Origin of the sequence: Streptomyces antioxidans, from assembly GCF_000968685.2 — a bacterium.
Lineage (GTDB): Bacteria > Actinomycetota > Actinomycetes > Streptomycetales > Streptomycetaceae > Streptomyces > Streptomyces antioxidans.
On the sequence record NZ_LAKD02000088.1, the window covers coordinates 49,287 to 62,093 of the forward strand.

Sequence of the window (12,807 nt, forward strand, 5' to 3'; positions counted from 1 at the left end):
CGAACGTCCCGCCGACCGAAGTACGCCATCCGCCTGGCACGATGACGGGGTGACCGCACCGTTGACGCCGCATGATCAGCACTCGCCGCATGACGAGCCCGCCGAGGGCGGGCCGCCGTCCCATGAGCAGCAGCCTGCCGGGGACTCCGCCGTGCCGTACCCCACCGGGTATCCCGCGCACCCGGGGCAGGCTTCGGGGGAGCCGGGGCAGGGTGAGCACTCCGAGCACTCCGAGCCGGGGCCCGAGTTGCGTGCCGAACTGGTGCAGGCGTCGCTGGTCGCCATCGCGGTGGCGGTCTCCGGGGTGCTTCTCGGGCTGCTGTGGCTGTGGTTGGCGCCGAAGGTTCCCCTGGTCTCGGACGGGTCCGCCGTCTATCTGAAGAACTCGGAAGGGGAGGACGCGGTCGGCGCCGACGGGATGTTCACGCTGCTCGGGCTCGCCTTCGGCGCCGTCTCGGCCATCATCGTCTTTCTGCTCTTCCGACACGGCGGTATCGCGCTGGTCATCGGGCTGGCGGTCGGCGGGGTGCTCGCCTCGGTGATCGCCTGGCGGCTCGGCGTATGGCTGGGGCCCACCTCGGACGTCGTGGCGCATGCGAAGGCGGTGGGTAAGGGGGTCACCTTCGACGGGCCGCTCAAGCTGGGCGCGAAGGGTGCGCTGCTGGCGTGGTCGGTGGCGGCGATGGTGATCCACTTGGCGCTGACCGGGCTCTTCGGGCCACGGGACCCGGAACCGGGCCTGTCGATCGCGTCGAGTCCGACAGCGCGCTAGGCGAGGCCGCTCGGGGTGTCCAACGGGCTGTGGCGCCTGCGGCGGGCTGTTCCCCTCCCCGCCCCTTCCCGAAACTGGGGCTCCGCCCCAGCCCCCGATCCGGGGCTCCGCCCCAGCCCCCGGTTTGGGCCTTGGCCCCAGATCCGGATGGGGGCTCTGCCTTGGACCGTGGATCGGGGTTTCGCTCTGGATTTCGGTTTGGGGTAGTGCTTCGGGTTCCGAGCTGGGGCTCCGCATTGGCTCTCCGGTTTGGGGCTTCGTCCCAGCCCCCGATTCGGGGGTCTGCCCCAGGCCCCGGTTTGGGGCGTTGCCCCTGGCTCCGGTCCGGGGCGCTGCCCCAGGTCCGGGTTGGGGCTCTGCCTTGGACCGTGGATCGGGGTTTCGCTCTGGATTTCGGTTTGGGGTAGTGCTTCGGGTTCCGAGCTGGGGCTCCGCATTGGCTCCCCGGTTTTGGTCTTCGCTCCGGGCCCCGGTTTGGGGCTTCGTCCCAGCCCCCGATCCGGGGGTCCGCCCCAGGCCCCGGTTTGGGCCTTGGCTCCGGCCTCCGGTTTGGGGCGCTGCTCCAGGCCCCGGTTTGGGGCCGGATTGGGGCTCCGCCTCAGACCCTGGACCGGGGCTCCGCCCCGGGCCCGGTTTGGGGCGTTGCCCCAGGCCCCCGACCGGGCCTTCGCTTCAGACTCTGGGGTCCAGGGGCGGAGCCCCTGGTTACGGGAAGGGGCGGGGAGGGGAGGGGAAAAGCCGCCTCGACCCCCGTGTAGGCCGTCACCTGGGTGCCGAGCGGGCCCCGAGGGCGCACACCCGGCGGGCACCGGAGAGCGCCCAAGGGTCGGGTGCCGGGGGCGCCGTAATGGGCGCTGTGGGCGCCTACGCGCGGGCGATCGGGGACACTACCGCGTCCGTCAGTGAGGCCAGGTCCCTGGGGGACAGCTCGACCTCCAGGCCGCGGCGCCCCGCCGACACGCAGATCGTCTCGTGGGCGTCGGCCGACGCGTCCAGGGCCGTCGGGAGGCGCTTGCGCTGGCCGAGGGGCGAGATGCCGCCCCGTACGTAGCCCGTGGTGCGCTCGGCCACCGCCGGGTCCGCCATCGTGGCGCGCTTGCCGCCGACCGCCGAGGCGAGCGCCTTGAGGTCGAGGGTGGCCGAGACGGGCACGATGGCGACCGTAAGGCGGTCATCGACGCTCGCGACGAGGGTCTTGAAGACCCGCTCCGGTGCCACGCCGAGCGTCTGGGCGGCCTCCTCGCCGTAGGACGGGGCCGCCGGGTCGTGCTCGTAGGAGTGCACGGTGAAGTCCGTGCCCGCGGCGGTGAGGGCCGTGGTGGCGGGGGTGCCCGCCGCGTTCTTCCTGGTCTTCTTCGGCTTCGGCATCTTCGTTCGCGTCAGTTGGGGCTGGTGGGACCGCGGGTCAGATCGACGGCCGGGAGCGACGGGAGCTTACCGATGACCGCGCTCTCGGCGCGAAGGAGTTTCAGCTCGTCGGCCAGCCGGCTCGCGGTGTCCGGCGCCTGGAGCAGCCGCTGCTTCGCGGGCGTGTCGAGCACGGCCGCGGCGGCCACCAGGTAGGACAGGACGGACGGCTCGCCCGGGAGGTCCTGCTCGGCCGCCAGGGTCCGCTCCCGGGCGCCCGCGAGCCGCTTCTGGTACATCCGGAAGGCCCGTACCACCCCCGAGGCCAGTGCCCCGGCGCCCTCGCCCTGCTCCTCCTCCAGCTCCTTGACCTCGGCCGTCAGATAGGGGCCCGAGGAGTCCACGGAGACCAGCTCGAAGCGGGTGGTGCCGGTGGCCAGCACCTCGAAGGTGCCGTCCTCCTGCTCCCGGATGGTGGCCGCGTCCGCCACGCACCCCACGGAGTAGAAGGACTTGGCGGGGTCGGGGCCGAACCCGGCCGTGGGGCCGGGGTCCGGCAGCGCGTGGGAGTCCGGGAGGCCGATCGCGCTCGGCGCGACCTCATGGCCGTCCCTGATCGCGATCACCCCGAACCGGCGCGGCGCGTCCTCGGCGAGCGCCGACAGATCGCGCATCAGGGAGCGATACCGCTGCTCGAAGACGTTCAGGGGCATGACGAGCCCCGGGAACAGCACCGTGTTCAGCGGGAAGAGCGGAAGGCGCGCGGAGGTCACGGGGCGTAAGCCTAATGGCCCCGCGCGTCCCCTTTCACTGGCGCGGGAGCAGCCGTCACTCCCTGGCGCCGTAGCGGCCGGCGCCGGCGCCGCAGAAGTCGGCATCCACCGGCCGCGGAACGGCCGTCCCCCGCACCGCAGAAGCCATCACCCGCACCCCGCCGCAGAAGCCGTCCCCCGCCGCAGAAGCCGTCCGCACCGCCAGAAGCCGTCACTGCCGCCGCAGCAGCCGGGACGCGCCCGCGGCGACCGCGGTGGCGAGCACCCAGCCCAGCAGGATCATGACGATGGTCGCCCACTGGACCGGGCCCTGGGGCTTCCAGTAGCCGTCCATGCCCAGGTCGATGACCGGGATCAGCAGGTCGAGCGTGTACAGCGAGGCGTTCCAGTGCGGCGATTCATCCGGCTTCAGCGCCTCCGGCCGGTTGTGGGCGAAGAACACCGAGCCGACCGCCCACAGCACCGCCATCCACACCGCCGCCCGGCCCGGGCGGTAGCCGTAGGCCACCGTCCAGTCCTGGAGATAGCCCCACACCTTCCCCGCGAGCGGCAGCGTCTCCCTGCGGCGCCGCTGCTTGGCGAGCTGCACCTCGCGCGCGTCGGCGTCCTCGCCGCTGGCCCGCATCGTGTTGGCCAGCATCTCGTACGGCTCGGGCGCGTACTCGGGCGTGGCGGCGGCCACCCACTCCAGCCGCCGGGCCAGCGGGAAGTGGCCGCGCGGGATCAGGCACTCATAGGTGAACCCGGCCATGGTCAGTCCGCCGGGCCCCGGCCAGCTCACCGACTTGTCGACGAGGTTGACCACCCGGGCGCCGGAGAGGATCACCCGCCCCCGCTGCGGCCGCTCCCCGAGGAAGCGCAGCTCGGGCGTCTGGACCCGGCGCAGCGACAGCTCCTGGTCGTTCTCCATGATGAAGCGGGCCTGGTCGAAGTCGATCGCGTCGCCGATCCGCCCGTCGTCCAGCCGGATCCCGCCCTCGCATTCGAAGCGCTGGATCCGGGTGCCCCGGGTGGGGGTGGAGGCGGTGCCGTACGGCGGGGTGGAGCCGCTGGAGTAGGTGCTCACCCCGCCCGCGGTGAGGTAGAGGCTGCGCTCCACGGTCAGCTGCGGCGCGTTGAGCGCGCGGCGGCCGTAAGGGTTGCGCAGCCGGCTGCCGCGCAGGCTGAGCGACACCCCGATCTGCGCCCCGCGCAGGCTCAGCTCGCCGTACGACTCGATCATGTCGGCCTGGAAGTCCTGGGCGACGCTCAGCCCGTCGGCGCTGATCGACATGCCCCGGCGGTCGCGGCGCACAATGAGCTGGTTGAGCAGTAAATCGGTGCCGATATGGGCGTCGGTGAGCCGGATGCCGTGCTCGACCACACAGCGCGGCAGATGCAGATCGCCCTCGGTGCGCAGCCGGGCCGCCTCCAGCCGGGGGAGGGCGCAGCCGACCAGGCGCAGGGTGGTGAACTGCGCCTCGGGGAGCAGCACCTCCCGCTCGAAGCGGCAGTTCTTGAGCTCCACATAGGGCTCGATGTTTCCGCCGGCCAGATCGAGCGTGCCGGTGATGTGCACCCCGTTGAGCTTGAGCGCTGAGACCCGGCCCGGCTGCGCGGGCGGCCCGTCCAGCAGCAGGAGGGCCACGACCCGTGCGCGGACACTGCGCTCCGGGCCCCAGGCGTACGGTCCTGAGGGGTCGTTCCGCTGGGGGTGGGAGGTGCGCAGATCATGGGTGCTGCCATTGCGGAACGCCTGCCACATGCCCCATTCGGCGGTGGTCAGATCGAGGCCCGGGGGTGGGTCGCCATCGTGCGGCTCGGTCACAGCCGTGTCCCCTCCTGATTCTCCGTGTCCCCGTACGGAGCACATTCCCGCTGAGTAACCGGTTGAACGCCAACGGTCAGGGTCAACTTAGGGGGTCCGTATCACTGGCTGATACGGGGGGAGGGGCCCCGTGGCGGGTCTGAGACAATTGATCGCGTGATCTCCCGTATCGATCTGCGCGGTGCCGCCTTCCCGGAGGGCGGGATCGACCGCGACCTGCTGCCCCGTGCCGAGCTCGACGTCGAGGCCGCCCTGGAGAAGGTGCGGTCCATCTGCGACGACGTGCGCCATCGCGGTACCGCTGCGCTGATCGACTACGCCCATCGGTTCGACGGCGTCACCATAGAGCGGGTGCGGGTCCCCGCGGAGGCGCTGGAGAGCGCCCTCGCCGAGCTGGACCCGGCCGTGCGCGCGGCCCTGGAGGAGTCCATCCGGCGGGCCCGGCTGGTCCACCGCGACCAGCGGCGCACCGACCACACCACCCGGGTGGTGCCGGGCGGCACCGTCACCGAGCGCTGGGTGCCGGTCGAGCGCGTCGGGCTGTACGTACCGGGCGGGCGCTCGGTCTACCCCTCGTCCGTGGTGATGAACGTGGTGCCCGCGCAGGAGGCCGGGGTCGCCTCGATGGCCGTGGCCTCCCCGCCGCAGGCGGAGTTCGACGGGCTGCCGCACCCCACCATCCTCGCGGCGTGCGCGCTGCTGGGCGTGGACGAGGTGTACGCGGCGGGCGGCGCCCAGGCCGTGGCCATGTTCGCCCACGGCACCGAGGACTGCCGTCCGGTCGCGATGGTGACCGGGCCCGGCAACATCTGGGTTGCGGCGGCCAAGCGGCTGCTCAAGGGCCGGATCGGCATCGACGCCGAGGCCGGGCCGACCGAGATCGCCATCCTCGCCGACGCCACCGCCGACCCGGTGCATGTCGCCGCCGACCTGATCAGCCAGGCCGAGCACGATCCGCTGGCCGCGTCCGTGCTGGTCACCGACTCCGAGGAGCTGGCCACCGCGGTCGAGAAGGAGCTCGAGGTCCAGGTGGCGACCACCAGGCATGTCGCGGACCGGATCGGTCCCGCGCTGGCCGGGCGGCAGTCCGGGATCGTGCTGGTCGACGGCCTGGAGCAGGGCCTGGCCGTCGTCGACGCGTACGCGGCCGAGCACCTGGAGATCCAGACCGAGGACGCGGCGGCCGTCGCGGCCCGGGTGCGCAACGCCGGGGCGATCTTCGTCGGGGCGTACGCGCCGGTGTCGCTCGGTGACTACGCGGCGGGCTCCAACCACGTGCTGCCCACCGGCGGCTGCGCCTGTCACTCCTCCGGGCTGTCCGTGCAGTCGTTCCTGCGCGGCATCCATGTGGTGGACTACACCCGGGACGCGCTGGCCGAGATCGCCGGCCATGTGGTGACGCTGGCCGAGGCGGAGGACCTGCCCGCCCACGGCGCCGCGGTGAAGGCAAGGTTCGACTGGAAGGTGCCACTGAGCAAGTGACCGGCATTGACGATCTCCCGATCCGGGACGAGCTCCGTGGCAAGTCCCCGTACGGCGCTCCGCAGCTGGACGTGCCCGTACGGCTGAACACCAACGAGAACCCCTACCCACTGCCCGAGCCGCTGGTCGCCCGGATCGCCGAGCGGGTCGCCGAGGCGGCCCGCAACCTCAACCGCTATCCGGACCGGGACGCGGTCGAGCTGCGCACCGGGCTGGCCCGCTACCTCAGTCGTACGGCCGGTCTCGAGGTCGGCGCCGACCAGGTCTGGGCGGCCAACGGGTCCAACGAGGTGCTCCAGCAGCTGCTGCAGACCTTTGGCGGCCCGGGGCGCACCGCGATCGGCTTCGAGCCCTCGTACTCGATGCACGCGCTGATCTCCCGTGGCACCGGCACCGGCTGGATTTCCGGTCCGCGGAACGCCGATTTCACCATCGATGTCGATGAGGCCCGTAAGGCCATCGCCGAGCACCGCCCCGATGTCGTCTTCATCACCTCGCCGAACAATCCGACGGGGACGGCGGTCGCCGCCGAGACGGTGCTGGCGCTGCACGACGCGGCCCAGGACGCCAGGGCGGACACCGCCGGGGCGCTCGTCGTCGTGGACGAGGCGTACGGGGAGTTCAGCCACCGTCCGTCGCTGCTGCCGCTGATCGAGGGGCGGCCGCGTCTTGTGCTGTCGCGGACCATGTCCAAGGCGTTCGGCGCGGCCGGGCTGCGGCTCGGCTACCTCGCCGCCGACCCGGCGGTCGTCGACGCCGTCCAGCTGGTCCGGCTGCCGTACCACCTGTCCGCCGTCACCCAGGTCACCGCGCTGGCCGCCCTGGAGCACACCGATACGCTGCTGGGGTACGTCGAGGCGCTCAAGGCCGAGCGCGACCGGCTGGTGAGCGAGCTGCGCACCATCGGCTGCGAGGTGACGGACTCCGACGCCAACTTCGTCCAGTTCGGCCGCTTCGAGGACGCCCACGCGGCGTGGCGGGGCCTGCTGGACCGGGGCGTCCTGGTCCGGGACAACGGCGTACCGGGATGGCTGCGGGTCACCGCGGGAACCCCGGCCGAGAACGACGCGTTCCTCGACGCGGTACGCGAGCTGATGAAGGAGACGAGCGCATGACCCGCGTGGGACGCGTGGAGCGCACCACCAAGGAGACCTCCGTCGTCGTCGAGATCGACCTCGACGGCACCGGCCAGGTCGATGTGTCGACAGGGGTCGGCTTCTACGACCACATGCTCGACCAGCTCGGCCGCCACGGCCTCTTCGACCTCACCGTCAAGACCGAGGGCGACCTGCACATCGACACCCACCACACCATCGAGGACACCGCCCTCGCGCTGGGCGCCGCCTTCAAGCAGGCGCTCGGCGACAAGGTGGGCATCTACCGCTTCGGCAACTGCACGGTGCCGCTGGACGAGTCGCTGGCCCAGGTGACCGTCGACCTCTCCGGCCGCCCGTACCTGGTGCACACCGAGCCGGAGAACATCGCCCCGATGATCGGCACCTACGACACCACGATGACCCGGCACATCCTGGAGTCCTTCGTGGCCCAGGCGCAGATCGCCCTGCATGTCCACGTGCCCTACGGGCGCAACGCCCACCACATCGTGGAGTGCCAGTTCAAGGCCCTGGCGCGGGCCCTGCGCTACGCCAGCGAGCGCGACCCCCGCGCCGCCGGGATCCTCCCCTCCACGAAGGGCGCACTCTGACTGTGAGCGTCGCACGCGCGGCTGCCGGGCCGCGGACGGCAGTGGACCCGCGTTTTCGCCGCGTGGGCGGAGAAGCGAACGGGGCGGTGGTGAGCGTCGCACGCGCGGCTGCCGGGCCGCGGACGGCAGTGGACCCGCGTTTTCGCCGCGTGGGCGGAGAAGCGAACGGGGCGGTGGTGAGCGTCGCACGCGCGGCTGCCGGGCCGCAGACGGCAGTGGACCCGCGTTTTCGCCGCGCGGGCGGAGAAGCGAACGAGGTAGCTGCGTGAACGGCCTGTCGACCGTGTTCATCCTGCTGGGACTGTTCCTGCTCGGGGGGGTCATCTCCTTCGTCAAGCAGGGCATGTCCAAGAGCGTCATCACGCTGCTCGGGGTCGGCGCCACGATGGCGCTGCTCGCCGGGGTCCTGCGGCTTGAGGTATGGAATTGAGCAACAAGAGCGTTGTTGTCCTGGACTATGGATTCGGCAACGTCCGGTCCGCCGAGCGGGCCCTCGCCCACGCCGGCGCCCAGGTCGAGATCACCCGTGACTACGACAGGGCCATGGCCGCCGACGGCCTCCTCGTCCCCGGGGTCGGCGCCTTCGCCGCCTGCATGAAGGGGCTGCGCGCGGCGCGCGGCGACTGGATCGTGGGGCGCCGGCTGTCCGGCGGCCGTCCGGTCATGGGCATCTGCGTCGGCATGCAGATCCTCTTCGGGCGCGGCATCGAGCACGGCGTCGAGGCCGAGGGCCTGGACGAGTGGCCCGGCACGGTCGAGCCGCTGCGCGCCCCCGTCGTCCCCCACATGGGCTGGAACACGGTCGAGGCGCCCGGCGACTCCCGGCTCTTCGCGGGCCTGGACGCGGGCGAGCGGTACTACTTCGTCCACTCCTACGCGGTCCGCACCTGGGAGCTGGAGGCCACCAACCCGCATATCCCCGCCCCCAAGGTCACCTGGTCCACCCACGGCGAGCCGTTCGTCGCCGCCGTCGAGAACGGCCCGCTGTGGGCCACCCAGTTCCACCCCGAGAAGTCCGGCGACGCCGGGGCGCGGCTGCTCCGCAACTGGCTCGACACGCTCTGACCGGCCCCGCGTCAGCTCCCACCGCCCGTACGCTCCCACCGAAGGTTGTCCGCATGCGCACGCACCGCCTCGAACTCCTCCCGGCCGTCGATGTACGCGACGGCCAGGCCGTCCGCCTCGTCCACGGCGAGTCCGGCTCCGAGACGTCGTACGGCGACCCGATGGAGGCCGCCCTGGCCTGGCAGCGGGCGGGCGCCGAATGGCTCCACCTGGTGGACCTCGACGCCGCCTTCGGCACCGGGGACAACCGCGCGCGGATCGCCGAGGTGGCCCGCGCGATGGACCTCAAGGTCGAGCTGTCCGGCGGGATCCGCGACGACGCCTCGCTGGCCGCCGCCCTGGCCACCGGCTGCGCCCGGGTGAACCTCGGCACGGCCGCGCTGGAGACCCCCGAGTGGGTCGCCAAGGTCATCGCCGAGCACGGCGACCTGATCGCGGTGGGCCTCGATGTGCGCGGCACCACGCTGCGCGGCCGGGGCTGGACCCGGGACGGCGGCGATCTGTACGAGACGCTGGCCCGCCTGGACTCCGAGGGCTGTGCCCGCTACGTCGTCACCGACATCGCCAAGGACGGCACCCTCCAGGGCCCCAACCTGCAGCTGCTGCGCGATGTCTGCGCCGCGACCGACCGGCCCGTCGTCGCCTCCGGCGGCGTTTCCTCGCTTGACGACCTGCGTGCCCTTGCGACCCTGGTACCGGAAGGTGTCGAGGGCGCCATCGTGGGCAAGGCGCTCTACGCCAAGGCGTTCACCTTGGAAGAGGCGTTGGAGGCGGTGGCCGTATGACCTCACCCGAGATCGGGCGACGGGTCCAGACCGAGAGTCCCTGGGAGCAGACCATCGGGTTCGCCCGGGCCGTTGAGGCCGGTGACCTGGTGCTGGTCGCCGGGACGATGCCGCTCGCTGAGCGCGGTGTCCTGGAGGGCGAGGGGGATCCGTACGAGCAGACGCTCGCGGCCTTCCGCCATGCGCTGGACGCGCTGGAGAAGTTCGACCTCGGCGTCGAGGCGGTGGTGCGCACCCGTATGTACATCACCCACGCCCGCGACGTGGACGAGGTGGGCCGCGCCCACAAGGAGCTCTTCGACGCCGTGCGCCCCGCCGCGACGCTGGTCGTGGTGTCCGGCTTCGTCGATTCGCGGGTCCTGGTGGAAGTCGAGCTGGAAGCATTCCGAGGAGTGCGGCGGTCATGACCCTGGCGGTCCGAGTCATCCCCTGCCTGGACGTGGACAACGGCCGGGTCGTCAAGGGCGTCAACTTCCAGAATCTGCGCGACGCGGGCGACCCGGTCGAGATGGCCAAGATCTACGGCGAGGAGGGCGCGGACGAGCTGACCTTCCTCGACATCACCGCCTCCTCGGGCGACCGCGAGACCACCTATGACGTGGTCCGCCGCACCGCCGAGCAGGTCTTCATCCCGCTGACGGTCGGCGGCGGCGTCCGCACCCCGGAGGACGTCGACAGGCTGCTGCGCGCCGGGGCGGACAAGGTCGGCGTCAACACCGCCGCCATCGCCCGCCCCGAGCTCATCCGCGAGATCGCCGAGCGCTTCGGCAGCCAGGTGCTCGTCCTCTCGGTCGACGCCCGCCGCTGCGGGGAGGGCACGGTCACCCCGTCCGGCTACGAGGTGACCACCCACGGCGGCCGCCGCGGCACCGGCATCGACGCCGTCGAATGGGCCCACCGGGCGGCGGAGCTGGGCGCCGGGGAGATCCTGCTGAACTCCATGGACGCGGACGGCACCAAGGACGGCTACGACACGGCCATGATCGAGGCCGTCCGCAAGCACGTCACCATCCCGGTGATCGCCAGCGGCGGCGCCGGCAAGGCGGCCGACTTCGCCCCGGCGATCGCCGCCGGGGCCGACGCGGTCCTCGCGGCCTCCGTCTTCCACTTCGGCGACCTGAGGATCGGCGAGGTGAAGGCCGCCCTACGGGGCGCGGGCCACCCGGTCCGCTAAGCCGCTGCCGCGCGGCGTGGGGGTGGGGTGCCTGCAGCGTGCTGTCCCCCACCCCGCCCCTTCCCGTAACTGGGGCTCCGCCCCCGACCCCGTCCCGGGGCTCCGCCCCGGCCCCCGGTGTGGGGCTTCGCCCCCGTCCCGGAACCTTGGGTGCCGCCCCGGTCCTCGGGTGGGGGTTGTGCCCCCGGGCTCCCGGGCGCGGAGGCGCCCCAGGTGTGGGTGGGGAGGGGAGCAGCCCGCCGCAGGCGGCGCGGTCCGCCGGGCGCTCCTGGGGCCCGGTCACTCGGACGGGGCCGACGCCGCCTCGATCACCTCGTCCAGGACCTCACGGGAGCGGAGCAGGTCCGCGATCATGTGGTCGATGCGCTCCCGCTCCACCGTCAGGTCGGAGACCAGTTGTCCGTTGGCCGTTCGCGACGGGCCGCCGTCCGAGTCCCGCATGCAGGGGAGCAGCTGGGCGATCTTCTCGCTGCAGAGGCCCGCGGCGAAGAGCTCCTGGATGCGGATGACGCGGTCCACCGCGCCCTCCCCGTACTCGCGGTGGCCGCCCGGGGTGCGCTCGGCCGTCATCAGGCCCTGCTTCTCGTAGTAGCGCAGCGAGCGCCCGCTGACGCCGGTGCGCCGCGCCAGTTCACCGATCCGCATTCCCCACCTCACCTCACCTCACCTCGTCTGCCGGTCCGGACCGAAGAGGACATCCTCGGAGGTGACATCTTGAATCTGACATGGATGGCAAGTTTTACCGTACCCGCATGACGCACACACCGCACCCACCCCAGATACCCGGCCTCTTCGAGCCCGTCCGGCTCGGCCCCCTCGACCTCCCCAACCGCCTGGTCATGGCGCCCATGACCCGTAACCGCGCCGCCGCCGACGGCGTGCCCCTGCCGATCATGGCCACCTACTACGCCCAGCGCGCCACGGCCGGGCTGATCGTCGCCGAGGCCGCCACGCCCAACGCGGTGGGGCAGACCTACCCGGACATCGCCGCGATCCACAACGCGGCGCAGGTGGCCGGATGGCGGCGGGTGACCGACGCGGTGCGCGCGGCGGGCGGCCGGATGTTCCTGCAGCTGCAGCACGGCGGGCGGGTCGGCCACCCGTACAACAGCGGGCTGACGCCGGTGGCGCCCTCGCCGGTCCCGCTCCTGGAGACGATCTTCACACCGAACGGCCACCAGCAGGCCGTCGTGCCGCGCGAGATGACGCTCGAGGAGATCCGTTCCACCGTCGCCGACTTCGCCGCCGCCGCGCGCAACGCGATCGACGCGGGCTTCGCCGGAGTCGAGGTGCACGCCGCCAACGGCTACCTCCTCCACCAGTTCCTGGCCCAGGGCACCAACCGCCGCACCGACCCCTACGGCGGCTCGGTGGCCGGGCGCATCCGGTTCGTGGCCGAGGTGGTCCACGCCGTCGCCGACGCGATCGGCCCCGAGCGGGTGGGTCTGCGCATCTCGCCCGGATCCACCGTCAACGGCATCGAGGAGGGTGACACCGACGCCCTCTACCCCGCGCTCATCAAGGAGCTCGCGGACACCGGCCTCACCTATCTGCACATCGTCCGCGCCCGGCCGGACCAGCCCCTCTTCCGGGAGCTCCGCGCCTCCTGGCCGGCCACGCTGATCGCCAACCCGTCGCTGCCGGGCGACGGTGTCCCCGCCGACGGCGGCATGCGCCAGGCCGGGGCGCTGCTGGCCGGGGGCGCCGACCTGATCGCACTCGGCCGCACCTTCCTGGCCAACCCCGATCTGGTGGCCCGCCTGCGCGCCGGTGCCCCGCTCAACCCCATCCGGGACGCGTATCTGATGTACGTGGGCGGCGAGACCGGTTACACGGACTACCCCACGCTGGCGACGGCCTGCGCTGAGGCGACGGTCTGAGCCCAGCCGACGGCCTG

At 72.5% G+C, this 12,807-nt stretch carries 14 protein-coding genes; 10 read left to right on the forward strand and 4 right to left on the reverse strand.

Annotated elements, in window-relative coordinates; genetic code table 11:
• The first annotated feature begins 49 nt into the window (after window positions 1–49).
• A complete protein-coding gene (locus tag VT50_RS28350; protein ID WP_075200580.1) occupies window positions 50–772 on the forward strand; it encodes a magnesium transporter in 723 nt (240 codons plus the stop codon).
• A gap of 864 nt (window positions 773–1,636) precedes the next feature.
• Here the strand turns inward: VT50_RS28350 and ybaK are convergent.
• The 3 genes from ybaK to VT50_RS28365 all read right to left on the reverse strand — a co-directional run bounded on the left by ybaK (window position 1,637) and on the right by VT50_RS28365 (window position 4,699).
• Window positions 1,637–2,140 carry a Cys-tRNA(Pro) deacylase gene (gene ybaK, locus VT50_RS28355; RefSeq protein ID WP_079343909.1) on the reverse strand — a complete coding sequence of 168 codons (504 nt, stop codon included), beginning with the start codon at window positions 2,138–2,140 and terminating at the stop codon, window positions 1,637–1,639.
• Window positions 2,141–2,151: 11 nt separating this feature from the next.
• Window positions 2,152–2,892, reverse strand: coding sequence for an LON peptidase substrate-binding domain-containing protein (locus VT50_RS28360; RefSeq protein WP_079343910.1), 741 nt, complete (start codon window positions 2,890–2,892; stop codon window positions 2,152–2,154).
• 211 nt (window positions 2,893–3,103) lie between these two features.
• The gene (locus tag VT50_RS28365) at window positions 3,104–4,699 is read right to left on the reverse strand and encodes an oxidoreductase (protein WP_079343911.1); all 1,596 of its coding nucleotides are present in this window, start codon (window positions 4,697–4,699) and stop codon (window positions 3,104–3,106) included.
• A 156-nt stretch (window positions 4,700–4,855) separates the two neighbouring features.
• On the opposite strand from VT50_RS28365, the gene hisD reads away from it, so the two are divergent.
• From hisD to hisF, 8 genes are all read left to right on the forward strand, one after another.
• On the forward strand, window positions 4,856–6,181 hold the full coding sequence (hisD, locus tag VT50_RS28370; RefSeq protein ID WP_079343912.1) for a histidinol dehydrogenase: 1,326 nt from the start codon (window positions 4,856–4,858) through the stop codon (window positions 6,179–6,181).
• Window positions 6,178–7,296, forward strand: a complete 1,119-nt coding sequence (locus VT50_RS28375; RefSeq protein ID WP_079343913.1) for a histidinol-phosphate transaminase — start codon at window positions 6,178–6,180, stop codon at window positions 7,294–7,296. Before hisD ends, VT50_RS28375 begins: the two co-directional genes overlap by 4 nt.
• Window positions 7,293–7,886: an imidazoleglycerol-phosphate dehydratase HisB gene (gene hisB, locus VT50_RS28380; RefSeq protein ID WP_014059975.1), complete on the forward strand. Its 594-nt coding sequence runs from the start codon at window positions 7,293–7,295 to the stop codon at window positions 7,884–7,886. Before VT50_RS28375 ends, hisB begins: the two co-directional genes overlap by 4 nt.
• 265 nt (window positions 7,887–8,151) lie before the next feature.
• Window positions 8,152–8,316 carry a hypothetical protein gene (locus VT50_RS39755; protein WP_046090985.1) on the forward strand — a complete coding sequence of 55 codons (165 nt, stop codon included), beginning with the start codon at window positions 8,152–8,154 and terminating at the stop codon, window positions 8,314–8,316.
• Entirely contained in the window at window positions 8,307–8,951 is a 645-nt protein-coding gene (gene hisH, locus VT50_RS28385; protein WP_079343914.1) for an imidazole glycerol phosphate synthase subunit HisH, read from the forward strand. The genes VT50_RS39755 and hisH overlap by 10 nt, the downstream gene beginning before the upstream one ends.
• A 53-nt stretch (window positions 8,952–9,004) precedes the next feature.
• Complete coding sequence (gene priA, locus VT50_RS28390) at window positions 9,005–9,736, forward strand: bifunctional 1-(5-phosphoribosyl)-5-((5-phosphoribosylamino)methylideneamino)imidazole-4-carboxamide isomerase/phosphoribosylanthranilate isomerase PriA (RefSeq protein WP_079343915.1); 732 nt, start codon at window positions 9,005–9,007, stop codon at window positions 9,734–9,736.
• Window positions 9,733–10,143, forward strand: coding sequence for a Rid family hydrolase (locus VT50_RS28395; protein WP_046091102.1), 411 nt, complete (start codon window positions 9,733–9,735; stop codon window positions 10,141–10,143). The genes priA and VT50_RS28395 overlap by 4 nt, the downstream gene beginning before the upstream one ends.
• On the forward strand, window positions 10,140–10,910 hold the full coding sequence (gene hisF, locus VT50_RS28400; RefSeq protein WP_079343916.1) for an imidazole glycerol phosphate synthase subunit HisF: 771 nt from the start codon (window positions 10,140–10,142) through the stop codon (window positions 10,908–10,910). Before VT50_RS28395 ends, hisF begins: the two co-directional genes overlap by 4 nt.
• Before the next feature lie 279 nt (window positions 10,911–11,189).
• On the opposite strand, the gene VT50_RS28405 is transcribed toward hisF, so the two are convergent.
• Window positions 11,190–11,555, reverse strand: a complete 366-nt coding sequence (locus VT50_RS28405) for a MerR family transcriptional regulator (protein ID WP_046089893.1) — start codon at window positions 11,553–11,555, stop codon at window positions 11,190–11,192.
• A gap of 107 nt (window positions 11,556–11,662) precedes the next feature.
• Between VT50_RS28405 and VT50_RS28410 the strand changes: the two genes are divergently transcribed.
• Window positions 11,663–12,790, forward strand: a complete 1,128-nt coding sequence (locus tag VT50_RS28410) for an alkene reductase (protein WP_046089898.1) — start codon at window positions 11,663–11,665, stop codon at window positions 12,788–12,790.
• Window positions 12,791–12,807: the final 17 nt, after the last annotated feature.

Bases quoted from the DNA above. Each gene is read 5' to 3' on its own strand.
- ybaK (WP_079343909.1), bottom strand. From the start codon at position 2,140: ATGCCGAAGCCGAAGAAGACCAGGAAGAACGCGGCGGGCACCCCCGCC.
- hisB (WP_014059975.1), top strand. From the start codon at position 7,293: ATGACCCGCGTGGGACGCGTGGAGCGCACCACCAAGGAGACCTCCGTC.
- hisH (WP_079343914.1), top strand. From the start codon at position 8,307: ATGGAATTGAGCAACAAGAGCGTTGTTGTCCTGGACTATGGATTCGGC.
- priA (WP_079343915.1), top strand. From the start codon at position 9,005: ATGCGCACGCACCGCCTCGAACTCCTCCCGGCCGTCGATGTACGCGAC.
- VT50_RS28395 (WP_046091102.1), top strand. From the start codon at position 9,733: ATGACCTCACCCGAGATCGGGCGACGGGTCCAGACCGAGAGTCCCTGG.
- hisF (WP_079343916.1), top strand. From the start codon at position 10,140: ATGACCCTGGCGGTCCGAGTCATCCCCTGCCTGGACGTGGACAACGGC.
- VT50_RS28405 (WP_046089893.1), bottom strand. From the start codon at position 11,555: ATGCGGATCGGTGAACTGGCGCGGCGCACCGGCGTCAGCGGGCGCTCG.
- VT50_RS28410 (WP_046089898.1), top strand. From the start codon at position 11,663: ATGACGCACACACCGCACCCACCCCAGATACCCGGCCTCTTCGAGCCC.